General features: G+C 54.1%; 25 protein-coding genes and 1 tRNA gene. 4 read left to right on the top strand and 22 right to left on the bottom strand.

Annotation, left to right across the window (positions count from 1 at the left end; all coding sequences use genetic code 11):
- The first annotated feature begins 83 nt into the window (after positions 1-83).
- Entirely contained in the window at positions 84-1,001 is a 918-nt protein-coding gene (gene ubiA, locus ACWHYZ_RS05940; protein WP_447986365.1) for a 4-hydroxybenzoate octaprenyltransferase, read from the top strand.
- Positions 1,002-1,214: 213 nt separating this feature from the next.
- On the opposite strand, the gene ACWHYZ_RS05935 is transcribed toward ubiA, so the two are convergent.
- The 14 genes from ACWHYZ_RS05935 to hpnH all read right to left on the bottom strand — a co-directional run bounded on the left by ACWHYZ_RS05935 (position 1,215) and on the right by hpnH (position 15,264).
- Positions 1,215-2,228 (bottom strand): c-type cytochrome, encoded by a 1,014-nt coding sequence (locus tag ACWHYZ_RS05935; protein WP_447986364.1) that lies wholly within the window; start codon positions 2,226-2,228, stop codon positions 1,215-1,217.
- Positions 2,229-2,242: 14 nt separating this feature from the next.
- The gene (locus tag ACWHYZ_RS05930; RefSeq protein WP_447986363.1) at positions 2,243-3,076 is read right to left on the bottom strand and encodes an ethylbenzene dehydrogenase-related protein; all 834 of its coding nucleotides are present in this window, start codon (positions 3,074-3,076) and stop codon (positions 2,243-2,245) included.
- 166 nt (positions 3,077-3,242) lie between these two features.
- Positions 3,243-3,959 (bottom strand): c-type cytochrome, encoded by a 717-nt coding sequence (locus ACWHYZ_RS05925; RefSeq protein ID WP_447986362.1) that lies wholly within the window; start codon positions 3,957-3,959, stop codon positions 3,243-3,245.
- A gap of 31 nt (positions 3,960-3,990) precedes the next feature.
- Positions 3,991-4,623 carry a c-type cytochrome gene (locus ACWHYZ_RS05920; protein ID WP_447986361.1) on the bottom strand — a complete coding sequence of 211 codons (633 nt, stop codon included), beginning with the start codon at positions 4,621-4,623 and terminating at the stop codon, positions 3,991-3,993.
- Between the two features lie 87 nt (positions 4,624-4,710).
- Positions 4,711-6,630 carry a cytochrome ubiquinol oxidase subunit I gene (locus ACWHYZ_RS05915; protein WP_447986360.1) on the bottom strand — a complete coding sequence of 640 codons (1,920 nt, stop codon included), beginning with the start codon at positions 6,628-6,630 and terminating at the stop codon, positions 4,711-4,713.
- Positions 6,605-7,546: a hypothetical protein gene (locus tag ACWHYZ_RS05910; RefSeq protein WP_447986359.1), complete on the bottom strand. Its 942-nt coding sequence runs from the start codon at positions 7,544-7,546 to the stop codon at positions 6,605-6,607. Before ACWHYZ_RS05910 ends, ACWHYZ_RS05915 begins: the two co-directional genes overlap by 26 nt.
- A 12-nt stretch (positions 7,547-7,558) precedes the next feature.
- Positions 7,559-8,671, bottom strand: coding sequence for a cytochrome b (locus tag ACWHYZ_RS05905; RefSeq protein WP_447986358.1), 1,113 nt, complete (start codon positions 8,669-8,671; stop codon positions 7,559-7,561).
- 92 nt (positions 8,672-8,763) lie between these two features.
- Complete coding sequence (locus tag ACWHYZ_RS05900; RefSeq protein WP_447986357.1) at positions 8,764-9,702, bottom strand: QcrA and Rieske domain-containing protein; 939 nt, start codon at positions 9,700-9,702, stop codon at positions 8,764-8,766.
- Position 9,703: 1 nt separating this feature from the next.
- Entirely contained in the window at positions 9,704-10,519 is an 816-nt protein-coding gene (locus tag ACWHYZ_RS05895; RefSeq protein ID WP_447986356.1) for a c-type cytochrome, read from the bottom strand.
- Positions 10,520-10,560: 41 nt separating this feature from the next.
- Complete coding sequence (locus ACWHYZ_RS05890) at positions 10,561-12,279, bottom strand: cytochrome ubiquinol oxidase subunit I (RefSeq protein WP_447986355.1); 1,719 nt, start codon at positions 12,277-12,279, stop codon at positions 10,561-10,563.
- A gap of 30 nt (positions 12,280-12,309) precedes the next feature.
- On the bottom strand, positions 12,310-12,879 hold the full coding sequence (locus ACWHYZ_RS05885) for a c-type cytochrome (protein WP_447986354.1): 570 nt from the start codon (positions 12,877-12,879) through the stop codon (positions 12,310-12,312).
- Between the two features lie 202 nt (positions 12,880-13,081).
- On the bottom strand, positions 13,082-13,609 hold the full coding sequence (locus ACWHYZ_RS05880) for a carboxypeptidase-like regulatory domain-containing protein (protein ID WP_447986353.1): 528 nt from the start codon (positions 13,607-13,609) through the stop codon (positions 13,082-13,084).
- A gap of 217 nt (positions 13,610-13,826) precedes the next feature.
- Positions 13,827-14,258 (bottom strand): hypothetical protein, encoded by a 432-nt coding sequence (locus ACWHYZ_RS05875; protein WP_447986352.1) that lies wholly within the window; start codon positions 14,256-14,258, stop codon positions 13,827-13,829.
- Positions 14,248-15,264 (bottom strand): adenosyl-hopene transferase HpnH, encoded by a 1,017-nt coding sequence (gene hpnH, locus ACWHYZ_RS05870; RefSeq protein WP_447986351.1) that lies wholly within the window; start codon positions 15,262-15,264, stop codon positions 14,248-14,250. The genes ACWHYZ_RS05875 and hpnH overlap by 11 nt, the downstream gene beginning before the upstream one ends.
- 150 nt (positions 15,265-15,414) lie before the next feature.
- On the opposite strand from hpnH, the gene ACWHYZ_RS05865 reads away from it, so the two are divergent.
- Positions 15,415-16,251, top strand: a complete 837-nt coding sequence (locus tag ACWHYZ_RS05865; RefSeq protein ID WP_447986350.1) for an SDR family oxidoreductase — start codon at positions 15,415-15,417, stop codon at positions 16,249-16,251.
- On the opposite strand, the gene ACWHYZ_RS05860 is transcribed toward ACWHYZ_RS05865, so the two are convergent.
- Together ACWHYZ_RS05860 and ACWHYZ_RS05855 are read right to left on the bottom strand one after the other, a co-directional pair.
- Positions 16,248-16,772 (bottom strand): hypothetical protein, encoded by a 525-nt coding sequence (locus ACWHYZ_RS05860; protein WP_447986349.1) that lies wholly within the window; start codon positions 16,770-16,772, stop codon positions 16,248-16,250. The genes ACWHYZ_RS05865 and ACWHYZ_RS05860 overlap by 4 nt on opposite strands.
- A gap of 28 nt (positions 16,773-16,800) precedes the next feature.
- Positions 16,801-17,211 (bottom strand): VOC family protein, encoded by a 411-nt coding sequence (locus ACWHYZ_RS05855; RefSeq protein WP_447986348.1) that lies wholly within the window; start codon positions 17,209-17,211, stop codon positions 16,801-16,803.
- Positions 17,212-17,396: 185 nt separating this feature from the next.
- Here ACWHYZ_RS05855 and ACWHYZ_RS05850 point away from each other — a divergent pair, with 185 nt between their 5' ends.
- Positions 17,397-18,449, top strand: coding sequence for a response regulator (locus ACWHYZ_RS05850; protein WP_447986347.1), 1,053 nt, complete (start codon positions 17,397-17,399; stop codon positions 18,447-18,449).
- Between the two features lie 223 nt (positions 18,450-18,672).
- Here the strand turns inward: ACWHYZ_RS05850 and ACWHYZ_RS05845 are convergent, their stop codons facing one another.
- Together ACWHYZ_RS05845 and ku are read right to left on the bottom strand one after the other, a co-directional pair.
- Positions 18,673-19,548, bottom strand: a complete 876-nt coding sequence (locus ACWHYZ_RS05845) for a tetratricopeptide repeat protein (RefSeq protein ID WP_447986346.1) — start codon at positions 19,546-19,548, stop codon at positions 18,673-18,675.
- Positions 19,545-20,387: a non-homologous end joining protein Ku gene (gene ku, locus ACWHYZ_RS05840; RefSeq protein ID WP_447986345.1), complete on the bottom strand. Its 843-nt coding sequence runs from the start codon at positions 20,385-20,387 to the stop codon at positions 19,545-19,547. The genes ACWHYZ_RS05845 and ku overlap by 4 nt, the downstream gene beginning before the upstream one ends.
- 207 nt (positions 20,388-20,594) lie before the next feature.
- On the opposite strand from ku, the gene ACWHYZ_RS05835 reads away from it, so the two are divergent.
- Complete coding sequence (locus ACWHYZ_RS05835; RefSeq protein WP_447986344.1) at positions 20,595-21,197, top strand: hypothetical protein; 603 nt, start codon at positions 20,595-20,597, stop codon at positions 21,195-21,197.
- A gap of 246 nt (positions 21,198-21,443) precedes the next feature.
- Here ACWHYZ_RS05835 and ACWHYZ_RS05830 read toward each other — a convergent pair.
- The 4 genes from ACWHYZ_RS05830 to ACWHYZ_RS05815 all read right to left on the bottom strand — a co-directional run bounded on the left by ACWHYZ_RS05830 (position 21,444) and on the right by ACWHYZ_RS05815 (position 26,147).
- A tRNA-Cys gene (locus ACWHYZ_RS05830) sits at positions 21,444-21,519 on the bottom strand.
- 64 nt (positions 21,520-21,583) lie between these two features.
- Positions 21,584-22,774: a flavodoxin-dependent (E)-4-hydroxy-3-methylbut-2-enyl-diphosphate synthase gene (gene ispG, locus ACWHYZ_RS05825; protein WP_447986343.1), complete on the bottom strand. Its 1,191-nt coding sequence runs from the start codon at positions 22,772-22,774 to the stop codon at positions 21,584-21,586.
- A gap of 16 nt (positions 22,775-22,790) precedes the next feature.
- Positions 22,791-24,758, bottom strand: a complete 1,968-nt coding sequence (gene dxs / locus ACWHYZ_RS05820) for a 1-deoxy-D-xylulose-5-phosphate synthase (RefSeq protein WP_447986342.1) — start codon at positions 24,756-24,758, stop codon at positions 22,791-22,793.
- 171 nt (positions 24,759-24,929) lie between these two features.
- The gene (locus tag ACWHYZ_RS05815) at positions 24,930-26,147 is read right to left on the bottom strand and encodes a BamA/TamA family outer membrane protein (RefSeq protein WP_447986341.1); all 1,218 of its coding nucleotides are present in this window, start codon (positions 26,145-26,147) and stop codon (positions 24,930-24,932) included.
- Position 26,148 lies beyond the last annotated feature (1 nt).

The raw sequence follows: 26,148 nt of genomic DNA, 5'->3' as shown, positions 1-26,148 counted from the left end.
CGCAAATTTGGACGGGAAGGCAATGTGCCACCCTTCCTTCCCATTCGTTGACATCGTCGGCACCCTTCAGTATCGTGCCGCAAATGGCTGAACCATCCGCACAATCGTCCGTCTCGACAGCCGACCCGCAGACCGTCGGGGGCAAGAACATCCGACTTTGGACAGAACTCGCACGATTGATTCGATTGCCCAATCAGTCCGGGACACTCCTGCTCATGCTTCCCACCTTCTGGGCTCTGGTCTTCGCCTCCCAGGGTCGCCCATCGTTGAAGTTGGTGCTGATTTTTGCCGCGGGCTCATTCGTCATGCGAAGCGCGGGGGTCGTGATGAACGACCTCGCAGACCGCTCCTTTGATCGGCGTGTCACGCGCACACGTACCCGTCCTTTGGCGAGTGGGACGGTCAGTATCCGGCAGGCGTCGCTGACTATCGTTGTCTTGCTCTCCATGTCGGCCGGCTTGCTGCTCCTGTTGGATTCCTTGGCCATCGCTCTCAGTCCTGTGGCGGTACTCCTAGCTGTCCTCTATCCATTTTCGAAACGTCTGTTTCCCCTGCCGCAAGCCGTGCTCGGCATCGCATTCGGCTGGGGAGTCATTATGGCGTGGGCCGCCACGACCTCCGATGTCCCGTTGCCCGCCTTCCTGCTCTACGCCTCAACGATCTGCTGGGCTATCGCTTACGATACAATTTATGCGCTTCAGGATCGGGATGATGATCTTCGAATCGGGGTTCGGTCATCCGCCATCCTGTTCGGCTCATATGCTTGGCTTGCGGTAGGGAGCTGCTTGACGCTCATGTTCGTTCTACTCGGCTTGACCGGCTGGTACTACGGACTGAATGCAGGATTCTATGGAGTCCTCGCAGCGTTAGCCGGCTTTCTTACGCAGCAAGTCTTGGCAGTCCGCAACCCCATTTTGCCCCCCCAAGCATTTCGTCTTTTTAGGCAGCATGTTTGGGTCGGATGGTTAATCTTGGCTGGAATTTGGATCGGATTCCTGTGAGCCGATACTTCCATCCCAGACAAGTGCCCCGCACATCAACGAATCTTGCTCCACGAACAATGATCGGTAGCAGTTGTCGAGAGGAAGCACGGAGCAATCCTGGCACCGTTTCCCTAAGATTGCCGATTTGATGACAAGCGAAGCGGGCGAGAGACTGCGCTCAGTGCTGTGAGGTGAAGGTCTGGCGACAACCTGTTCAGCGAGTAGAAACGGCTAGTTCCCCGCTCGTTCAATAGGTTTTTCTTCTTTAGGGGCCTTCAAGGTGGCCAAGTACATTGTCACTGCTTTAGCGTCCGGATCACTAAGACCAAGGGCCGGCATTCTCGTTTCCGGTTTCATGCCTTGCGGAGATTTCATCCAACGATAGGCCCAGGTCGAATTCAACCTGAAGCCTGCTCGATCCAGTGCAGGCCCGACGATCCCTCCCTCTTCACCGACACGATGGCAGGCATTGCAGCCATACTTGTTGGTATAGAGGCGTTTGCCAAGCGTGGCCTGCTTGGCAGCTTCCTCAGGGGCCATCGCCAGATCGGGGCGGGGCACACTCGGAAGTTTCGGTCGATTTACAAATGAAGCCACCATGACCTTTGCTGATTCCAATTCTTTAGCGGCGAGGGCCAGCGCTTCTTGCTCCTTTGCAAATGCAGACTCGTCAACTTCGACGCCCTTTTTATCGGCTTCTTCGGAGGCTTTCTTTTCTGCGAGTTCGAAGGCCTGCTTGGCCTGATCATTAGCCTGTTGCGCGGTCTGCAGTTTCTCCTGAAGCTCCTTTTTTCTCGCTTCGACATCAAAGGTCAACTTCATGCCATGGAGCGTCCGAACATAAGCGACAATGGACCAGATTTCTTCTTCAGCCAGGGTATACTTAAACGTCGGCATGGTTGGCACCGCAAATTCGTCGTCTCCGATCTTATCGCCGAGTTCAGGAGTGGTATCTTTCATATCCCGCGAGATGGTCGAGAATATTTCTTCATCTTTAAACGTCGACATCTCGCTCTTATTCGAAAGATCTTTTGGACGAGGATCCGGCATCATGGCCCAATTGTACCCTTCGTTCTGACGTCCGTTTTCACCATGGCAGTGCATACAATAGTGGGCGTACAAATGCTCTCCCCGCGACACCGTTTCATTTTGGAATAGGCCGCATCCGGCAACACCCATCGCACTCCCGACGGCAACGACCATCATCCCCATCACCACCCTACGGACGCCTCGATACGCGCTCATACCTGTGCCCGCCCTCATGTGGAGGACCCTTTCTTCAATTTCCTGATGATGACGAATTGCACGGCGACGGCGATCCCGATCGCCAAGGCGGCATAGACATAGCTCGAGTAATCAGGCGCCGGGTCGGCCCGGAAATACCACCACGATGAAACCGCCTTCTGTGACCCTTTCTCCTTCAGATCCCCGCTCTCCAGCTTTTTTCCGTCCCAAATAGCGAAGGCGACGTTAATATACTCGCCCGGTTTAATCTGGGTATCATGTTCAGCATCTCCGGTGGACAGCGCTCGACTGAAGACCACTTTCCAGATGCCGTTCTGGTAAACGCCTTTCCCTTTGGTGTCCTGTTTGTCCTGCACTTTCAACGTGCCGAACCCTTGGGCGTTCATATCCAATACCTTGGCATCCTTGTTTTTCCAGTACCAGATATTGACCGGTCCGCCCTGGACCTGCAGCATCGGTTGGCCGTGCGCGAAATGGGCCTTCTGATCGCCTACCATGAATTCGACCGCGGCGGCGTCGTCGGGGTCCTCGGTGGGATCGGCATATTCAAGCAGCATGGCGAGTTGTTGACCATCATGTAAGGCCCGAACCTTCACCGACTGCGCCGTGACTTCTAAAATCCTCGTCGGCCAGTGTACTTGAGGAGAGAGTGGGAACTCCGAAACGGGTACGTCGTTCCAATCTGCAGCGTTGGGATCCTCGACCGGGACCACACCTTTGGCCACGTGTGCTCGCACCGAGACGCTTTCCTGAGCGAAGTTCAGATCGGGGAAAAGAATTAAGAATAGGAAGAGGACGCCGATTACGGGGCCGCTGCCATATACACCACGTTGTCTCAGTCTTCTCATGGCTCCTCTTTCCTTACTCCCTTTCTCGACACGGAGGGACCGTCAAGTTCCCTTCCACTGCACGACTGTCCGCCATCACTCTAGGCGCTACACGCACCTTTCAGATGTCTGTACATTAGTCCGGACGCTCCGCCGGGAGAGAGATAATTGGACTGCCCCTTTCTCTCTACTCCCACGTTCTTGGTTTCTGATGCGCGCCATCATATTCGCCCATGATAATCTTCCAAATATCCTCATCGGAGAGCTCATGCTCCCATCGCGGCATTGCTGATTTCCAGGGCATACCTTCAATGGAGAGACCCACTCCACCCTTTTTGATGCGCCAGAACAGATAACTTTCCTGGAGCATCGCAATTGTTGTGGGATCAGCAAAATTTGCAGGCGGTGGATTAAATCCTTTTGCAGCCGGCCCCTTCCCATCAAAGTTTCCGTGACAGGGGAAGCACAATGAGAAATATCGTCCTTTTCCATAGGCAATATTTTCAGGTGTGGGCGGAAATGGATTCGCGAGACCGACGAATTCCCCAGGCGGAGCCGGGTGAATAGTACGATTTTCACCAGGCGGTTCATCGCTCGGCGCAGTACTATTGTAGGTCTGCCACCCTACCAACAGGGGAAACAGCATGAGGACAGCGAACCGCGCTAGTTTCATCGCCCCATCTTGCCCGTCCCCGCTTAAGAACCGTACGATGGGCCCCCAGAAGGCCTCCGTCGATTCCCCGCTCAGTGTGGCAAAAATTAAAATGCCCGCGGACGTGAGAGTGAGGTACAGGAAGATCAAGCTCGAAGGAAGCGGCGCCGTAAATAAAGGCAACAGAAATTTGAGAAAGACATAGATGCCAACGATAAGAAGGACCGACCGTACGAGCACCCCACCTTTCATAGCACTATCCCTTCTTCAGCTCTTGTGTCACTTAATTCAGACCACTGCCATGGATCGGAATCGCCGCGGCGGTTTGCTCCGGCTTACCGGGAGCCGTTGGCACATCCGATGCCTGGGTGATTTCTGACGGACTGACGCTGATCGGTTCCCCGCTCATCTGTTGAAGGAAAGCGATAACCGATAAAATTTCGTTTTTCGATAAGCCGATCGGATTTTTGTTGATGAACGGCATACGAGCCGGGTATTCCTTTGGTGGCCCCTCATGGCGATAGTCCAGATAAATATAGGCCTGTGGCTGCGTCAAGCTTTCGTAGATAAACTCACGGCTGAGTTTCGCGCCAATCCCCTTGAGATCAGGGCACCTCGCCGATTCGCTCGGACCGATGGAATGACACAACGCGCATTGGCCTTTACTGAAGAAAATCTTCTGCCCGATTGCTGCCATATCCGAGGCCGTCTTAATACTTGCGACGTCGAACTTTTCTTCTGCAGGCGGCAGGGATGCCATCTGAGGCACGCTCAGGGCGGTGATCGAAAACAAGCCAAGCACAATCGCCACAAAGCCGACGACTCTCACAAATCGCGCCTTGATAAAGAGCAGAATGGCGATGCCAAGCCCCACGACCGAAATGCCGATCAACTGTAACAATGCGACTTCGCTCATAGTCCCTCAGAGCAATTGTTCATTCCGAAGTAACCGTTGAATGGACGAGACGGACGCCTCCAACGTTCACCATTCCGAATGGAGCATTCAGTGCTTCTCATCCAACCCCGGAGATCCCCCCGCCATAGCAGGATAGGCGCCGACTGGTGCGTGCTTCTTCTCTTCGATCGGCTCCTTCCCTTTTGCCTTGTCCCCCATGGTGGCGACCCAGAAAATGAAGGCGACCAACATACAGAAGAGGAACGTATTCAAGGACATGAAGGCTGCGGCGTAGCCGAGAGCCGGTGAATAGGCATACTGAGAAGAGTCACGCATGACCCCATAAACGTGCCAGTGAACGCGGGAAGAGGATCTGGCATACCCCATTAACGTCATCAATAGGATCACCATCACTGCGTTCAAGACCAGCGCATAGCCGGCCCTCGGAGGCATGCGTCCCCAGACCATTTCCGTAGTGGTCCTGGCGCTCCTGACCAACAGTGCAGTCAGCGGCGTGATGGTCAGCATGACGAATAAGACAATCAACACCTGAGCGACGCTGAAATAATTAATGCGGATAATGGCGGGCACAAAATAACCCCATACACCCAGCACGATCACGACAATCCCGGCAATGACGAGTACGCCGCTCATGATTGCCTTCGCGATCTTCGCCCAGCCTGCCGTCTCTTCTTTGCCGGCTCGCCAGTACATAATAAAACTCATGAAGGTCACGAGAATCATTAGATTGGCGACAGTCATCTTGGCCGACATGACGCCGAAGACGCCTAACAGCGGGTGGTGCGTCCCTCCCATCTTGCGTGCTTCTTCGAGGCTGGCCACCAACGAGTGCGGGGTCATCCAGACACCGAGGCATAACAAAAGAATGACCAACATCGTCATGATCGGCTTACGATATTTCACTTCTGAGCCCGGAATACGGTGCGTGATGCCGAGCCAGAAGTAATAATTGGACCCCAGAAACAGTACGCCGATGAGCATGGCCTGGAGGATGAACAGCCACGAAAGGAAGCCACCCATCAGTGTGATCCCCATTTGCTGGTTGTACTGATAGATTTCACGCATCAACCAGTAGCCGGCGAAGGGCAGCGGCAGAAGGCCAAAAACGCCTATGAAATTACCGACGTAGCCCATCCAATCGTAATGATCGCGTTCTTCCGGAGTCTGGGCCGAGAGATAACGAATACCCGCATAGGCGCCGCAGATATATCCCCCGAGGACGACATTGGCGATCAAGCGGTGAATATTGACCGGCCACCACGTGGGATTCCAGGTCGCCGCCCATGCCCGCGCGAAATCTGAGCCTTCCGCTATGACGACGGGGCTGGCTTGGAACGTTGCCCATGAATTGGGCACGATCATGATAAAAAATGCGAAGACATTCAGCAAAAAGCCAAGGAAGAGGTGTAATGGCTTCTTGTTGCCTTGCATCACGTCCCAGCCGTACCAGTAAAGATAGAGCGTCGCGGTTTCAACGAGGAATAATCCGCAGTAAACGACGAACGACGGGAAAAAGATGTCTGAAAGATAGGCCATTAATTTTGGGTAGAAGCCGATCAGCATGAACAAGAGAATGCCGCCAAACAGCGCGGTGGTTGCATAGGAGGAGGTCAGCAGCTTCGTAAACTCTTTCGCCAACTTGTCGTAACGCTTTTCGCCGGTTTTCCAACCCACCACCTCACAGAGCCAGGCAAAAATGGGCACCCCGAGGACAAAGCCTGCCAGAAGCAAATGCAACTGCGCGATGATCCAAATAAGATTCCGGCTCCCGCCGAGCTGCGGAATATCACGATAGGCGGTGGCTGCTGAACTGGGTGCATCCTGAGCCAGCCCGAGTGCGGGTAGGCCTAGCAGACCGATAGTAACGGCTAAACCCGTCAGTGGTACCGCATGGCGCCGATACAGATCAACGAGCTTCGGTCTCATATCGCCGTCGTTCCTCATAAACTTCTCCTCGCCCAACGGCTCGACGCCACAATGTTTAATGTTTGTGATCTTCGGGCCCATGGCTATGCTCCTTTTCTGGAGCCACAGCCGCTTTCATCGACTTCGCTGGTTCCGATGCCGCCTTCGGCGATTCTTTGCCGCCGGCTTTGCCTTTAGCCTTCTCGTCTTTATGTGGTTCCGACGCCGCCTTCTCTTCGAGAGACTGCACCGCCGCTTCGGCCTTGGCAATGACCTTTTCAGTTTTTTGTAAAGCATCAGCCGGCTTGAAGACAGGCACCTTCGCGACGTCTTTCTTCTCCGACTCGTGCGGATGTGGCGTGGTGACGGGCATGAAGGCCCATAACAACATGACCAGAAATACGCCGACTGCCGTAGTGGCGGTGAGCATCAGCGGCTGGTCGGCCGGCACACGCATAAGATCCCAGAGCCGAACAACGTTTGGAAGCGGGGCATCGACAGGAACACCGAGATTCGTCTGCCGTTTCACGATCTTCCCGAAGAAGTACAACCAGGCCAATGTGAGGAGAAGCAGGACCAGGGTCGCCGGCGTCCCCCACAAGACAAGCTCGATACTGATTCGTTCGGCCACTGGGATCTCTTTGAAGAATTCCAGAATCCACGCAGTGATCGACTTCGAGACCGAAACCGCTTCACCTTGCACAAAATAAGCAATCGGCAGGTAGATCGCACTGAGCAGTGCCGCTTGCCACCAGATGGTGAGCCCGGCAGAGTCGGGGGCCTTCACATGCAACCGGTCCAAAAAGACGGTCTTCGTACTGAGATTGAGGGCCCAGATGTCGATAGGGATCGACAGCAGAAGCAGGAAGGCCAACCCCGGCATTTCCCATGGGTGGACGCCCATGGCCAAGAAAAGAAACGAGATCACCAATTTCAGCGGGACGCCGGTCCAGAAGGCGGGCCAGGCAACCAGCAGACCTAATTTAATCGCAGAGATGTTCGACGAGGGACCCGACATGATAATTCCAAATTATTCCAAAAACTCACGATTAATAATGGCCGACACGGTAAAGACAAGAATTCCGATCATCACGACAAGCCAACCGATTAAGGCCACCGGCCGGCGAAAAATGTTGCGTTCCGGATTGCGGTCAATAAATGGGAGGGACGCTAAGAGCAGCATGAACGCTCCCGGAAGAGCGATTGCGCCCAGGAACTGCCCAAATTCGCCCGAAAAGACTCTCAGCCTCAATAATTGAAAGAGAAAGAGAAAATACCATTCCGGCTCAGGATGATATTCACCCGGGTCTGGTGTCGCCTCTTCAAGAAGCACAACGGGCTCGATAAAGGCTAGACTACAGATGGTCACGAAGACCGCTCCCATGGCGACAATGTCTTTCCATATCTGGCGGGGGAAGAAATAATCGGTCTTGGCTTTGAGTTCGTCGTGGCTGCCTCGGAATGGTCCGGCCGGGCCCGCTTTTCTAAATAAGAAGATATGTAGGCCCGCCAACGCCATAAGGGTCGCCGGCAAGACCATGACATGGATCACGAAGAAGCGGCTCAAGGTCATCTGTCCCGGGGTTGGCCCGCCCTTCAAGAATCGAGCGAGGAAATCCCCCACGATGGGGGTCTTGTCCATTATTTCGACACCGACGGTCGTCGCCCAGAAGGCGCGCTGGTCCCAGGGCAGCAGGTATCCCGTAAACCCAAACCCCATCACAATGCCGAAAAGTGCAAGCCCAACCAGCCAGACCATTTCGCGCGGCTTCTTGTAAGCTCCCCACAAGAAGACTTGTGACATATGGGCAAAGACCATGACGACCATGGCCGAAGACCCCCAGAAGTGGTAGCTGAGGAGAAACCAGCCGTAATCCACCTCATGGATGATATACTGCGTACTGGCATAGGCATGATCAGCGCTCGGGACGTAATAGAACATCAATAAGATGCCCGTTACGGCCTGCATGATGAAGATAAACAGCAGCACCGAGCCGAAGACATAGGCCCACCGCGAGCCTCCCGGCACGGGCTCGTTCAGCATCTTGGCCTGAATATGCTTCAGGCCGACACGCTCATCCACGAACGCGACGACTTTTTCAACAGCGCTCGGCTGAGCCGTAATTGAACGATCCACTTCCATCAAGACACCACCCTAACACACCGTGATGAACGAACAATATTCAGCGATGAAGGAGGAGTTCGATACGCTAAAGGCTCATCGCCTCCCCTGGCCTAGACGATCCGAACTTGCGCCTTCGTGCCCGCCTTGAACTCCATGTCGATAATTTCCACGTCTCCACTCGCAGCAATGCGGATGGGCAGCGGATCAAGCGGTCGCGGGGCCGGCCCATCCAGCACTTTACCCGCTGCATCGTAAATGCTGAGGTGGCACGGACAGAGAAACACCTGGCCCAGCACCTTGTGTGACCGCCACTTATAGCCGCACCCCAAATGTGGACACTTTCCAGAGAAGGCGACATAGGGAACGTCCTTCTTATTGGTCCAGATCACGTTTCCGTTGGGGTCGTGAAAGTCCATGTCCTTGCCCTTATAGACGGAGTCTAAGACTTTCGGCGAAGCATGGAGGATCCAGACATTCTTATCGATCTCAGCCTCCGGCATGAAGGCTTCCTTAAACTTCTTTTTGTATTTGAACTGGACGCCGACATCCTCGGCCTTGATTTTGTTGACGCTGCCGATTTTCAGCCAATGGTTGTCGAACGGGGCGTACATCGGCTTCATCAGATATTTGAGCACGGGGAAGATAAGCGGGAGCGAGATAAGCACCCCGATCGCATGGGTAAAATTTGTAAAGAAGGTCCTGCGCTTGACGTCTTTTTCAAGCTCCGGGACCGGGACCAGGACCTCACCGCACTCCACGTGGAGATGATCCTCGAGATGCGCGATCTCCACTTCATCAGTCGTCACATACTCGTCGCGCTTCAGTGGAGGAAATTTCTCCAGATCAGCGGGGGTTCCTTTGAACTGGACCAGGTCGTCGGAGATGACCTGCACGTCCGTCATCGGAATTTGACGCTCCAACGTGCCCGCGCCATTGCCACCGACCACAATGTGGCTAATGTCATGAGTGATTGGATCGACGATGACGCGGGTGACTTCTCCCACGTCACGGTCGGCACTACGAACCTTTGATTTGAGCTTCGGTTGCATCTTACTTCTTCTTAATGGGCTTCGGAGTGTTGACGGAAGGATTTTTGAGCGTCGCGAGGAACGCCACGAGTGCGTTGATGTCCTTCTCTTCCATAAGCTCTTTATATTTATCCGGCATCTTTTTCTTTTCGTACTCTTTTTCGAATCCTTCAGCCATCCAGGTCTGCGGATCGAGAACTTTCTCCCGAATTTCATCCGGCGTCATGAGGCTCGCGATATTATCGAGTTCAGGGCCGCGCTTTTTACCGCCCTCGCCAAACAACTTATGGCAGTTGTAGCACTCCTGAAGGTTCCATTGCTCTTTCCCAAGGGCAACGAGATCGCCGCCACCGCCTGTCGCGGGCATACCCTCGGCCGGCTTGTCACCATTGGCTGAGATGGAAGCGCCGGCAACCGCTGCTTCCCCACCGACAGCCTGCAGACGGGCCATCAAGGCGTCGGCCTTCTCGGATAGCGCTTTCGCACGAACCAGCAACTCTTCCGCCTTGCCCTGCTCGGTGGCCGCACGCTTGGCCTTCAGCAGCTTCTCAATCTTGCCCTTTTCATCTTCTGGGTCAAATTGCGGCAGGAAGGAGGCACCACCGATATAGACCGTGGATACGACGGCGTAAAAAACAATCAGACCGATGATGGCCTTGACACCACCCAGAGGACGCATGGACGGGGCATCCAAGAGGATATACACCAGAGCGCCCAAGATGGCATACCCAAAAAACATCACCTGAAAGACAGGAGGAAACGAAAGTACTTTGGCGAGCACAACTAAGATAGCGCCAATGACGATCCCGGCAATGGTTTTTTTGATGACGTTTTTCATGCCTGCCTCGAATATGAATAATGAATGAAATCAGGCCGCGCTTACTTTGCCCCAGCCGGCACCGGCTTTCCTTCAGGAACAACCGCCTTGGCATCAGTGGCCCGCAACGTCACAATAATGGCAAAACTCACGACGAGATAGAATGCCAGGGTAATACCGGTGACCGTCCATGCCGAATAGGATAGGGTCGGCGTATACGATTCGGCTGTAAAGTCCGGGATCAAGTTATACACATGAAAGTACTTCCGCAATAAGGATCGAATTGCGCCCATCAGGCCCATCGTCCAGATCATACTGAACGCCAGAAAGACGAGCACGAATTGCGCGGTAAAATCGATCTTTCCCCACACGATCGTACCCTGACGAATGGCCCGATTATAGAGGATGTAGTTGACGACCGTCACGAACACAAGGGTAAAGGCAGCCGAGTTTTTCGCCGGCATGAGCGCAAGCCAGCTCCAATCGGCCGGCAATTCGAGATGTTCCGTTGCAAGCGCTTGAGTGGCCACGAATCCGTGTGGCGTCATCCAAATGGCATTGCCGATCACCACCATCAAAAAGCCGACCTTGATGACCGTGCGGGACGATACAGTGAGCGGCACAAGTCGCCCAAACAGCACGGGGACCAGAATCAAGGGGATAAGGACGGCCAAGGACATCGGGTCAGGAGCAGGAAAGAGGGTCCACGTATACGTCATAACGAAGGGCAGGGCGACCATCACGAGGACCGTCAACAGCGACATACGGACTCGCTCCACCCCTTCAACACGCTTCATGCTGAGCCAAATGTAATAGTTACTCCCGAGGAAGATCAGGCCGACCATGGCGCCCTGCATTTCAAAAAACATCGACAATTGATCGGCCATCATATAAGGACAGATAGAGGCATCGTAATCGCAGAGCTCATAGGCGTACAAATAGCCCATAAACGGAAGAAACAAAAGGGCTCCCACACCAATTAGATTGCCGACAAAACCCATCCAGTCGTAATACGCCCTGTCTTCTTCCTTCTTCGCACCCATGTACATATACGCGGCAATGAGGCCGGCAATGAATCCCCCGAAGGTGACATTTCCTACCAGCCGATGCAGATTCATGGGGATCCAGCTATAGTTGAAAATCTTGTCCCAGAGCGAAGCAGTTTGAATAAAGTCCACGAGGGAGACACCCTCTGCGGCTTTGGCCGGCGTGTTCATGAAGGACGTCGGACCATCGATGATGAAGAGCGTAATGGTGCCGATCAGATTCAACAAGACGCCGATTGCAATATGGCGCCCCTTTTTCTCCCCTTTGAGTGCATCCCAGGAATAAAAATACAGATACAACACGATCGTCTCAGCAATGAAGAGCAGGGGATAGATGACGGCGAAAATGAGGAAGAAGTGATTGATTAACCAGGTCGTAAACTGAGGATAGGTCGCCAGCAGAACGAAAATAAACAAGCCACCCGTTAGGGCCGTCATGCTATATAGAATAACGGTGACTTTTGTCACCTCCTTGGCCAACCGATCATAACGCGGATCCTGCTTTCGATACCCCAGCCATTCTGAAATGACAATGAAGATGGGGGCACCGAGAATAAAACCGGCAAATAGGATATGAAGCTGCGCCACAATCCATACCGCCGTCCGGTTCCCTGTATAAGGAAACTCAACGGTCGGGGCGCTCGGGACCTGCGCATAGGCCGCAGTCCCAAGCGAGACGAGCAATCCCAACATGCCGAATATAACCAGGAGAGTCTGACGCCAACGGTTCTTCATATCCTACCGTCCCCTACGCGAATGGAAATATTACTTGCCTTCAGCCGCAGGAGTCGCCGGCGCTGTGCTTCCCCCAGCAGGTGCTGCACTGGCTGCCGCTGGAGCGGCGCTGCCAATTGAGACCCATTGCTTTTTCGCTGGATCGTATTCCATTCCCTTGAGTCCGAAGTTTCGCTCAAAGAGGACCAACTTCCAGCGATCTTCCTCAGAGAGCTTGCTCTTCCATGCTTTCATTTTGGTATTGGGCACGCCTTCCGAAATCCGCCAGAACCACACGGAATCGGAATACAGCTTCATGCGATCGGCAACTCGAAAATCGCGCGCCCCGGCCTTAACCGGCTTGCCGTCCTTGCCGTGGCAGCTGGCGCAATTCACGTCTGGATTGGTTGCGCCAATGAAGAGCTTGTGCCCTTCCTCGGCCTTGGATTCATCTGCCCACCAACCGGCCGGCATATGCTTATCGGCGTACTCTGCCGGAGGCTCCGGCGGAGCCACAATGGGGCCTTCGCCACCTCCTTCACCGCCGCATCCTGCGATGGTCAAGCCGACTCCTGCCACACCGAGCAACAGCATTCTCTGTGTCCACGCTAAACGCTTCATTCTGGCCACCAACTCCTTTCTCCTACACCGCATCATCCTAAAATATTTTCCGCTTGGTATCATCTTTAACAAAAAAACGCTTTCGCTCAGGCCAGGCCTGGAGCAAAAGCGCCACCTGACAACGTGCGACTGTACCAGTTCCGGAGCAGTCAGACTCACTATCGAAGCAGCGATCCGAGGAACGGCATCCGATAGAATCGAGTTATTTCCGTTGACCCTTACCTCGTTTTATCGGCCGACGCTGTTTCCGAATCATCCTGGCCCCGGCAAAGGCGGCCACACCGGCTAAACCAAGACCGAGACTGTAGAAGACCCACTGCCTAGAACCCGAATGTGCCCCCTCACACCCCGCACCGATATTGACGACCATCTTGCGCTCCGCTTTCATATCCTTTGGATCGAACTTAGCCGTGAGTCGCTGTTCGCGGTCGCCAGCAGCCACAAGAATGGGATCGCCTTGATTCTCATTGTGCAAGTGCAACGTCACGGTATAAAACCCATCGCTATCCGTATAGGTCGTCTTGCCCAGCGGTATGCGCGTATCTTTCACCATGACTTCTTGGTTCGCCATGGACCTTCCATCCTCGGCGCACACATATCCTTCCACGATGAAGCGATGATCGACCTCGTGCTCTGCCTGCACAAGAGGTGTGAGTGCCACCATTTCCAAACCGATCACCATCAGAAAAATACCCTGTAAAGCCGGCACTCGAAGCAATCCGGGGGTCATATCATGCACCTCCGAATTGTGATGCTTGCCAGAACCGCCGGAATTGCGCGCCACAAACATAGACCCATGGCTTTCGGGCGAACCCTTCTAACATAGATGATTTTCTTTGTCAATAATTGCACACTATCGGCAAGCATCTGTTTTCTTAAGGACATTTCCATGTTTGTCTATACAAAAAACATATACGTAGTTACGCGGTAAAGGCGGGAGAGTCGAATCACAGATGCCCGCGTGCCTTGGCCGCCCTGGAAGCCGCCTCGGCCTCCGCCCGGCGCTGCGCCTCTTTTTTGGCCACCCAGGCCTCCCATGACTTCCCCGAGGCCGTGTCTTTACCGGTAAAGCGAATGGCTTGAATGTCAGCATAGCGAATCGATCGCAATGCCGATTCGTCTTTCGGAAATATTTGAAGAAACGGCTGAGGGGCATGGGCGTCGCGATTTGACACATACCCCTCGACGGTATAGCCGGAGGCCAATTCAAGGGACACATCCCCCCGATAATCGAATGCCTGCTCGACGGCTTCCACTAACTCGGCGTGCGTGGCCGGCCGGAAAACATGGCCTTCGAGAGAATCGGAGTCAGAAGGAAAATGATGCGGCGTTGTCATGGAAAGAAAGCCGGAAGGTTTACCATGGCCGTCAGCGGCCATTCGGCATCAGCGTCAATTTCACTGTACGACCGAAGCCCGACCATGATCCAAAGGTATCGGTGACTGCCGACGGTTCGTAGCCGCAATGCACCATGCAGTCTTCGCACTTGTCGTTTCGCCCGGTTCCGTAGCCATCCCAATTCGTCGACTCCAGCAGTTCCTGGAATGTTGCGACATATCCTTCCTGGAGAAGATAGCAGGGCTTCTGCCAGCCGAAGATATTGTACGTCGGATTGCCCCAGGGCGTGCACTGGTATTCACGCTTGCCCATTAAGAAGTCCAAGAACAGCGGGGATTGATTAAACCGCCAGGTCCGCTTGCGATCGCCCAAAATACGCGCAAAGAGTTGATGCGTCCGGCTGCGTTTCAAGAAATTCTTTTGATCGGGAGCCTTCTGATAGCTGTACCCCGGAGAGATCATCATCCCTTCGACGCCAAGCTTCATCATCTCATCGAAAAACGTGCGCACGCGGGCGGGATTTGCATCGTCGAACAACGTCGTGTTCGTCGTGACGCGAAACCCCCGCTTCAGAGCCGCCTGAATGGCCTTGATGGCCACATCATAGACTCCATCCCGACAGACGGCGTGATCATGCTCTTCCTGCAGGCCATCCATGTGAACGCTAAACGTCAGGTATTTTGACGGCGTGTACTCGTCGAGCTTCCGTTCCAGCAGAATCGCATTGGTGCAGAGATAGATATATTTTTGGCGCTCAACCAATCCTCGGACGACCTGGGGCATTTCAGGATGAATGAGTGGCTCTCCGCCAGGAATGCTCACCATAGGCGCGCCACATTCGTCAGCCGCTGCCCAGCACTGCTCCGGAGTGAGGCGCTTATCGAGAATATGATCAGGATATTGGATTTTCCCACAGCCGGCACAGGCCAGGTTGCAGCGAAACAGCGGCTCCAGCATCAAGACGAGAGGATAGCGCTTCACCCCTCTCATTTTCTGAGTCAATACATACGATGCCACCGTGTACATCTGAGAAATGGGTACAGCCATATTGTCATCCTTTAGGTTCTCGGCGCCTATACGCACCTGCGCGACTGCCGCACAACATACTATAGGATATCGCATTTTTCTAGTATATTTCGACCCATGCATATCCGATTTCCCTCAACCACCGCGAATGGAAGGAGAGGCGCCGAACCTTTGCGTGCATGGATCACGGGCGCAGGTGGACTTATCGGCAGTGCGCTCCTACAGTCTGCGCCTCCACACTGGGAGACCTACGGAACGACGCGACACCAGGTCGATCTTACAGACGGGACCACTGTTCGCCAGACGTTTGAGGCCATTCAACCCGACGTGATTCTTCACTGCGCGGCATTAGCGAGCACAGTCGCGTGTGAGCGCGATCCCGCACAGGCTTGGGCACTAAATGTCGAGATGACCCTACGACTGGCGGAGCTGGCACGGAAGATCCGATTCATCTTCTTTTCAACCGACCTAGTATTCGATGGACGTGCCGGGCATTATGATGAAACGGCTGACGTCAACCCACTCAGTGTGTATGCCGAAACGAAAGTAGCGGCAGAATGTGCCGTGTTAAAGAACCGCGAACACACGGTCATTCGCACGGGGCTCAACGGAGGCACCTCACCGAACGGCAACCGTGGATTCAATGAAGAACTGCGCCGAGCCTGGGAAGCCGGCCGCACGACTCGCTTATTCACGGATGAATTTCGATGCCCTATCGCCGCCCGCGTGACTTCCCGAGCTGTATGGGAATTGATTGAGCAGAATCAGGCAGGTCTGTACCATATTGCAGGAACTGAACGACTGTCGCGGTGGCAAATCGGCCAATTAGTTGCTCAACGCTGGCCACAGCTCCGCCCAAAACTTGAACCGACCTCGCGATTGACCTATTCAGGACCACCTCGTCCTGCCGACACGTCGCTCGCTTGCACAAAAGTTCAACAATTCCTGTCCTTTCGCCTTCCCGGCTTGACAGATTGGTTAGCGGCACATCCGAATGAGATGTTTTAAGGAGCATTATGGCAGCGCTGCCCGCCAAGATAATCCGGCACACACCGGATAGTGCCGGGGTACGCTGACCCGGTCGGAGCGAAAAAGGTATAGGGCGGGACTAGGGGACGGTTCTGTGGTGAATAGTCGGCCGAAGATCTTGTCCTAGGCACCGGAACCTGGACTTGCAGCGCCTGTTGAGATGCCGTTGTGCTTGGGTGGAGAGTCGGCAAAAGCAGGCGAAGGGGAGCCGATGCCACCTCTTCCGAACTTGATGTTGGAGACGCTGATGAAGGGGCAAGCTCGCCCGTCGACGACGACTGTAATGACAACTTGCTCTCTGTCGTGTTGGTCCGTGTGGATACGGCATGGAACAGTTGTCGTTCTCGGGCCAGCAAGGCTTTGATTGCGGGGAGATTACTCTCCGAGCGTTCATCTGCACCATTGGCCTGGAAGGCCTGCTCGTGGTTCAGACCCTCGAGAGTAAACCGACTGCACCCAATCATGGCCACCGCCGTCAATAAGATAATAAGGCCGCCCATGGCTTATCGCTCTTCCCCGGGGTTGCCGTTATGTCTGAAATGTAATCCCGGCCTTTTGCACTTCGCCATAGGGCAGTAACCAGACTAGGGATTCATCATGGAGATCAACCACCTGAATCCGATTACCCCAGGGATCTCTAAAATCACAACGGAAATGCGGTTCAAGGGTAAGCCCATACTTCGTCGTGATTTTTTCACGAACCTCGCTGATCTGATCCTCATCACGTACCATGAGTCCGAAATGTTTCACGCGGTCCGATCGAAGCTCTTCCACCTCAAATATGGCCATGAACTGGTGTTCACCTAATTTGCACCATGCCGCCCCTTCCCCGCCCCGCAGCATCTCCAAATGAAATACGTCTGAGTAGAAGTTCACAGCCTTTTCAGCATCATCGACCTCAATTGCTACATGATTGCATCCGTAGACTTGCACGGCCATCGGTACTCCCCTTTCCTCATTGCGAACATATTCATCTATTGCTGATTGTAACAAAGGCTGCATGCCGGTGACAGGTGCCCCAACATACCCTGATTCGACAAAGACTACGTAATCTCATGTCCTATTGTGCTCTACGTTCGCTTTTGCTAGCTTCTGAGACCTTTCCTGTTCCCCAGAGCCTCACGATGATCGCCACCGAGCAGCACACGAGTCAATCGACGGATAAGGTCAACATCCTTGTGGTGGATGACAACCAGGCCAATCTGAATGCTCTTGAAGCGCTCCTTGACGGTCCTGATCGAATCATATTCACTGCCCTCTCCGGAAATGAAGCTCTCCGAATCCTCTTAAAAGAAGATGTTGCCGCCATCCTCTTGGACGTCAAGATGGACACTATGGATGGCTACGAAACGGCGCGGCTCATCCGGGCACGAGAGAAGTCTCATGACATCCCTATTATCTTTTTGACAGCCTATCATCAGGATGAACTGGATATTCAAAAAGGCTATGCGCTCGGTGCAGTCGATTTTCTCTTTCGGCCGGTGGCACCAAACATCATCAAGGCGAAGGTCAACTGCTTTGTTGCGCTGGCAAAGCGGCGCACACTAAGCGGGCTTCTCACCCATGGCTCCGACCGTACTTATCATGAGAACCGACTGTTGATTGTCGACGATGATCCGGCCCTCCTCGAAGCGCTCCCGGTCGCGCTTCAACTTCGTGTGCCATCCCTACAGATCGATCTTTGCCAATCTCCAGAAGATGCTATTGCACGGATGACGACGACCCCCTACGGGGCGATCATTTGTGACTTTAAGATGCCCGCTGTGGATGGATTTTCAATACTGCGCGAAGCTCGACGACTGCTGCCCTTAACGCCTGTCCTGCTGATGACTGGACACGGCGAAATGACCTTTACTACTCGTGCGATTGAAGCCGGAGCCTATGATTGTTTGTACAAGCCATTCCAAGGAGAAGTCGTGGCTCTGGCCGTCAAACGGGCACTGGAGACCTATGGGCTTCGACATCACCGTGCAGAAATGCATCTGTTGCTGAAAGATTTCGCGACACAAATGACCGAGCTCGAAAACCTCGCCCTCGTCGCATCACGTGACATCGATCAAAGCCTGCACGCGTTGGACGGTGCACGCCTCCAAAAGGTGAAAGGCCTAATGGAGCAGGCGCTCTTCTTAACGCAGTCTCAAGTTCACGTCATTCGAAAAATGACGCAGGCCATGTAAGCTAGCTACCCGTTGTCCTTATTCAGTACTCCACGCGTCCATAACCTTTCTCGTCGATCATTAGGCGCCCATGAAGTTTCGACAGTTGTTCCTTATGCTGAACGGACGACGGTTAATTTTTGACTGATTGATACTCATGACAATCCGTGCGACCCGCAACTACGTTCAGCGTGCCGAGCACGAGCATCGGCTTGGCATGACCTGAGGCTTCTGTACCCTATGGTCAGGTCGGCGAGTGAGGTGGGCGTCGAAGAGAAGGGCGGCTATGGCGCGCATGCGATTTTTTGAGTTGATACGAGGCAGATCCATGGCGAAACGCCATTGTCGTATTCCCCTCGGCATCGTACAGCAGAGCTAATTGCTCGTGCGCCTCAGTCAGATCGGGTTGGCACTCTATTGCCCTGGTATAGGCCGCAATGGCCCCGTGCCGATCCCCTTTCTGCGTGAGCACGCCGGCCAAATTAAAATGCCCCAGTGCTTCGCCGGGTCCGTGTTGGATCGCGCTTCGATAACAGGCTTCTGCCCGGTCTAGCTGACCATTGATGTGATACAAGAGGCCAAGGTTGAGATGCGCTTCGACAAGGGTATGGTCCACCTTCACCGCTTCTTCATAGGCACGGCACGCTTCCTCCGGTGAATCCTGCTCCAATTCGAGCGCCCGTTCGTACCACTGATGTGCAGTCAGTCGAGTTTGCGTGGCGTGGCGGCGACCCGGTAGCGTCCGGATATTTGCCGGTCGCTTTACCTCCTCGGCTTCAAAATTCAGCAGGAATTGCCCCGAATCCGGTTGCCATTGTCCCATGGCGTCCCACACGACGACACGCCGGCCATCGGCATAAATCTTCACATGCGACAGGGTCTGATCGTCGGGCAATTGTCGCTTCAGAGAAGCAAGAACCTTTCGGATACGGCTAACCGGAATGCCGGCCTGCAGCAGACCATTGGCGGTACGAAGAATGAGCAAATCTTGAAAGGAGAAGCGCGGCTGTCTCGACGTTCGCTGGGAGGGATATGAAGCGGCACGGAGACAGGCGCGAAAGGTCTCGGCGGAAAGATGCAGGATGCGGAGCACGTCATCCGTCGTATAGGAAGGAATCATTTCCTCCCGGCATTCGCCCTCTTACGAGATGGTCGCTCGGCGGGAAGGGCCACAACCGGCTTTTGTGGCTTTGTCCCCGCTTGCTGCAGGCTTTCTCTCAACTTTTGCATGAGATCAAGCACGGGCGCTGGTTTGGCCCTCGGCTGAATGGTCACTTCTTTGCCTTCTGCTTTCTGCTCGATCATATTGAGAACACGCAGGCGATATTCATCATGAAAGGCGTTCGGTGTGAACTCCGGCTGAGAAATGGTTTCAATCAGTTGCGTGGCTAATTTCATCTCTTGTTCGGTGATGGTGCCTTGTCCCTTGGAGATCTCGGCAAAGTCGCGCACTTCATCGGCGTAATACATACGATGCAAGATGAGCCCACCCTGTGCCGGCCTGACGAGATACAAATTTTCCTTGCCCCGCCAGACAAATTTCGCCAGCGCCACGCGCTGGGTCTGCTCCATCGCTTGCGCCAAAAGATGATAAGCTTTCTCTCCCCCTTTCTGAGGTCCCAAGAAGTACGTGTCCTCAAAATAGATTGGATCGACGGACATCAATGGAACAAATTGTAAAATTTCCAGACTAGCAGACTCTGACGCTTCTAGTTTCTCTAATTCTTCCTGTGTGAAGGTGACGAGACTCCCCTTTGCAATGTCGTAACCTTTCACCAGTTCGCTACGTTCCACCACACGCTCACACGTCGGACAGAAGAGCTGTTGCTTGATGCGGGAGCCGCACTTCCCATGCACCTGGTGGAAATGGATATCCTGATCTGAGACTGCACTGAATAAATCGACGGGAATGGTGACCAGGCCGAATGAAATACTGGCAGACTGAAGTTTCCGCGGCATGATTCAGTGTAGAGGTATCGGGAAAGATCGCGCTATCGGCGAGAGGCCTACGTGCAACTCATGCCACACCATCGCATCGACCACCGTACTCGTAACAATGAAGGTCGCATTACGTAAGTTGATTTTACCCCTTGGAGCCCTTTTCAACCGACTGAATCTTCGCTTCTCCGCCCTTATACTGTGTTCATGATTCTTGTAGGAGGAAATATGGAGATCCCAGTACAGTTTCCCCGCCTAATGGTCATACTTCTCCTGGGAGGACTATCGGCCTGTACCACGACGAGTGATATGGAGCGCTTAGATCATACAGTGACGCGGAAATTGGACGCGCTCACTGCCACGATGAAAGAAGAACTCCGAGACATTAAATCCATTCAACGCGCCCAAGACAAACGCCAGGAAGATCTCGCCAAGTCAGTGGATGCTCTGAAGACCGTGATCTATTCCAACGTCGAGTCCATGGGACGGTCTTATGAAGGGTTGGACCGGTCAACGAAACGCTTAGTGGAGTCTCTGAAGACCGATCTTGAACTCCAACAGCGTCTGCTTACAGACCATCAAAGCTTTGAGACTACCGTCGGAGGCCTGAGCCCTCTCGCGACGTCTCTTGACCAGCAAGTCCAACGACTCACGGACATCTTACGAGAGAGCTATAAGACCGAACTGCTGGGGCTTCGGGAACGACTGCGCATTCTCGAGGGTGTGGCGAATCCAACATCTAATCCGACCTCGCAATCTAAGAACGAGGGTTTAGGCACATCCGCAGGCCCCTCGGACGCGAGTCGAAAATCACAAGCGAAACGGGATTAGCCGCCCCCAGGCACAGGAACATGCGCCTCTGCGAGAATAGAGCAGAAACGTAGGGTGCACCAGAAACGGCGCCTCGCCCGGCTACCGAGCAACGGTTAGCGCTCCTATCGCAGGTCTTTACGATGAGCGTGCCGGCCGGGCTCCCGATTCTGGGCCTGCCTGTATAAACGTTTCGGATGGTGTTGACGGTGTTGAATGAAAGACGTTCCGCCCGCGCATGACAAAGGCACGAGTGAGGTGTAAAGGTGGAGGCGCCGGGCGGGTTCGAACCGCCGCATCGCAGTTTTGCAGACTGCTCCCTTAGCCACTTGGGTACGGCGCCATGGCGGGCATTATAACGGCGTGTTGGAAATTAAAACAAGGCGCGAAAAAAGTGCGAGAAGAGATTAGCGTTTGTTCTGAAGGACAGGAATTTCGCGACCCAACGTGGATGGAATGGGCGCATCCGTGGGATCCCAGGTGAAGCCGGCATGTCGTCCATTGCTCGACGGCATCGAATCGGTGTCTTCAGCTTCTTTCTCTTTGGCCATCTGATCCACCTCTTGAATCAGACACTCCATTAATTCGGCCATCGGTACCTTGCGGACGAGTTTGCCTTTCTTAAACAGAATACCGACGCCTTCACCACCGGCAATGCCGATGTCAGCCTCTTTGCCTTCACCGATCCCGTTGACAACGCAGCCGAGCACGGAAACATTGAGCGGCGTTTTGATATGCCCGAGACGCTTTTCCAGCTCGTTGGCCATACGGACGACATCGATCTCGACCCGACCGCATGTGGGACAGGCGATCACATTAATCCCGCGATGCCGAAGTTCCAACGACTTCAGAATTTCAAATCCGACTTTCACTTCTTCCACCGGATCCGCCGCCAATGACACGCGAAGCGTATCACCCACGCCGCTCGAAAGGAGCCATCCTAATCCAATCGCAGACTTGACCGCCCCGGTCATCGCGGTCCCCGCTTCAGTGATTCCGATGTGCAGCGGATAGTTCGATTGCTGGGAAAAGAGATAATAGGCGTCGATGGCCATATGTACGTCGGACGCCTTCAGCGAGACTTTCATGTTGGTAAAGCCGACATCCTCGAGTGCATGGACCGCGTTCAGCGCCGATTCGGATAGCGCTTCCGCCGTTGGATATCCATACTTTTCAAGCAAGTGCCGTTCTAACGACCCGCCGTTGACCCCAACGCGCAGTGGAATACCATGATCGTTCACGGCCTTGATCACTTCCGTGACTTTCCACCATGCGCCAATGTTCCCGGGATTGATCCGGACGCAATCAACGACCTCGGCGGCCTTCAATGCCAGGCGATGATCAAAGTGGATGTCGGCAATGAGCGGTACAGTCATCTCGGCTTTAATCTTGGGAAGCGCGTCGGCCGCTTCCATGTCGGGCACCGCCACGCGGATTAATTCGCAGCCCACTTCCTCCAGCCGTCGAATTTGTTCTACCGTTGCCGTCACATCCCGCGTATCGGTCGTCGTCATGGACTGCACGGAAATGGGCGCATCGCCGCCAATCTTGACCTTCCCGACTCGGATCTGCCTGGTCTTGCGTCGTGTGATGTACATACCGTGATGCCAGGGATTAACTTCCCTGCTCGTCTCCCAATGACTCTCGCTTCTGCGTGAAGCCGGCGGTCGCAAGGTTTCCACGCGCGGAAGTGGAACGGTGGCCCGTGACTTCCTGTGCGACCAATTCCTTCACACTTTCAAAAATGCCGTCTGCCGTCAATCCATAGCGTTCACGAAGAAGATCTTGAGGACCTTGCTCAATGTACCAATCGGGAAGTCCAAGCACCTTCGTGCGGAGATGAGTGAGGCCAAGATCCGAGAGCGCTTCGAGCACTGCCGAGCCGAACCCTCCCATTCGTGCCCCTTCCTCAACGGTCACGACATACCGCACCTTTTTCGCCACGTCACCGATGAGATTGGCATCTAACGGCTTGACGAACCGACCATTCATAACCGTTGTCGAAATGCCGTCCTGTTCCAGGCGCTCAGCGGCCTTGAAGGCTTCCCAGACGGTGACACCGATCGCGATGATGGCGACATCAGTCCCCTCTTTCAACAGCTCGCCTCGCCCGATGGGCAAGGCGGCCGGCTCTGCATCCATTTCAACACCAAGGCTCACGCCCCGCGGGTACCGGATCGATGCAGGGCCTTCATATTGAAGGGCGGTCTTCATCATATGCTGCAATTCATTTTCATCCTTCGGCGCCATCACGACCATGTTCGGAACATGACGGAGAAAAGCCATATCAAACGCACCATGATGAGTCGTCCCGTCTTCCGCCACCAAACCGCCCCGATCAATACAGAATGTCACGGGAAGGTTTTGTGTGGCGACATCATGCACGGCCTGATCGTACGCCCGTTGAAGGAACGTCGAATACAGGGCGACAACGGGGCGCATGCCTTGCGTCGCGAGACCGGCTGCGAAGGTGACTGCATGCTGTTCGGCAATCCCCACATCGTACAACCGATCTGGAAAGGCTTTTTCGAACACATTGAGCCCCGTGCCCTCACACATAGCGGCTGTGATGGCCACAATGCGCTCGTCCTGTCGCGCCAGCTTCACCAAGCTGTCCATCGCGATCGCTGTGTAGCTTGGCCGTGCGGCTTTCTTGGCCGGTTGTCCCGTCTCTCGAACGAACGCAGGACAGGCATGAAACCACACTGGGTTTTCGATCGCGGGCTCATAGCCCAAACCCTTTTTCGTGATGACATGCAACAGAACCGGTCCCTTGAGCTTCAGCACATTCTCCAATGTCGGCAGCAGATGTTCGAAATTGTGACCGTCAATAGGCCCTACGTACCGGAACCCCAGCTCTTCGAACAAGAGTCCCGGCAAAATGAGCCCTCTGGCCAACTCTTCCGCCCGCTTGGCCATCTTCTGCATTGGTTGCCCGATCTGAGGGATCGCTTGCAGAAATTGAACCGTTTCTTCTCGTATCCGCGTGTAAAATTCGCCGGTGAACGTACGGTTCAGATAGGCGGAAATCGATCCGACGTTTTTCGAGATCGACATTTGGTTGTCATTGAGAATGACGAGAAAATCCTTAGCCAGCCCGCCGGCGTGATGCAACGCTTCAAGCGTCATCCCTGAAGTCAATGCTCCATCGCCGACGACACACGCCACTTTATGTGATTGCTTGAGCTGGTCTCGCGCTTCCACCATTCCGAAAGCTGCAGAGACTCCCGTGCCGGCATGGCCTGCATTGAAGGTATCGTAGACGCTTTCTTCACGCTTACAGAAACCGCTCAACCCACCATACTGACGAAGGGTATGGAATTGCTCGCGTCGTCCGGTCAATAACTTATGCGTATAGGCCTGATTGCTGGTATCCCACACAATCTTATCTTGGGGAGTATCCAACAGATATTGCAAGGCCACCGTCAGTTCGACCACACCGAGATTGGAAGCCAAGTGCCCACCAACATGAGAGACAACTGACAGAATTTCCTCGCGGATCTCCTGACACAATTGTGGAAATTGCTCCGGAGCCATACGTTTCAAGTCCATCGGGCTGTGAATCGTCTTCAGCAGCGACATAGTTTCACTCCTGGGAAAATGGCTATTTATTTAGTGTTGGGGTTTGAAACACGGTTGCGTGTGACTGAAGAACGTATGGTAGCACGAGCCTCACGAGGGGACGATGCAGTGTCCCATATCATACCTGTGTTGTCAAGCATTTACGCCTAAAGGATCGATGGTCTTTGGCGGTCAGAACGGAAAGTCCAGCCCGGCGAAGACGGCACCGCCTTCTGTACTATACCCATAATCCAATCGGCCGACGATGTTCGGTCGCACGATGCCGCGGAATCCAATCCCGGGAGTGATTTTATAATCATTGAGTTGGCGGCTGCTCAGCGAACGGAATGAAGGAAATACAGTGCCGGCATCGACAAATGGCGCTACTTCAAAATCGGCGATCACGTTCATGACGCGGATCCGCATCACGTGGATTCGTTCCTCGATGCTTAAGGCGGCCAAATGGTTATCGATGAACCGGTCGACCCCATACCCTCTCAAGTTATTCTGTCCGCCCAACGAGCTGAGTTCGTAGAACGGCACCTGGGTTCCAAATGTCGTCTGCAATTCACCTCGGACCACCAGAATCAAGCGTTTCGAATCGCTCGGGAAGAGTTTTTTCAATTCCAATCCGTAGCGAGAATAGACAGGATGATCCCCATTGCGCAGATTCTGATTCAATTCGGCGTATGCAGTAACTTGAGACCCGACCGTGGGAACGACGAGACTATCGCGCGTATCGTAATGAAAGGTCGCACGATGACCAAATATAGCGGCTCCCTGCATCCCGACAACATTGGGAAACTCCTCGGCAGAGAATGGAAGATTCGTGGCTCCTCTCTGAACGGCTACTTCGCGGTATCGTTCACCGAGCGCAATCTGGGTGACCTCGTTCAAATACACGCCAAATTTCCAGTTCGCGCGAACCTCCCGTGCGGTATAGTTGGTTTGATCACTTAAAGGGGTTTCCTGGCCGATCCCGTAAAAGCGCGAGGTGGCATTTTTGAAAAATGACCCGCCGAAGGTCATCGCATATCGGCCATTCCTGAATGCAGGATCCGTATAGCTGAAGACGACCTTCCGCTCAATTTCTTCCGTATAGGACGCAATAAATCGCAGCTCGCGTCCGCCGGGCTCATAGCGAAAGAGGTTCAACGAGCCGCGCGCACCGACGATGGAGTTGACCACAAACATAGGGGCAATCACATACCGCAATTCGCCTTGCGGAGTTGTTACGAGGGTCGGCACGATAAATCCGGCATCGTTGCCGTCATTCTTTGAGGTGGAGACGGAGGGGATGGGAAAGTACGAGACATCTGCCCGTACCGTGAACGGCACAGCCCAGCCGCCGATCGGCCCGATCGAAACCAGTAACAGAAAAAGGACCGAGCGGCACAAGGCAAGAATCATG

Source organism: Nitrospira sp. Nam74 (assembly GCF_965152615.1).
The sequence above is the reverse complement of the archived record's forward strand: the minus strand, read 5'-3'. Positions and strand labels throughout refer to the sequence as shown.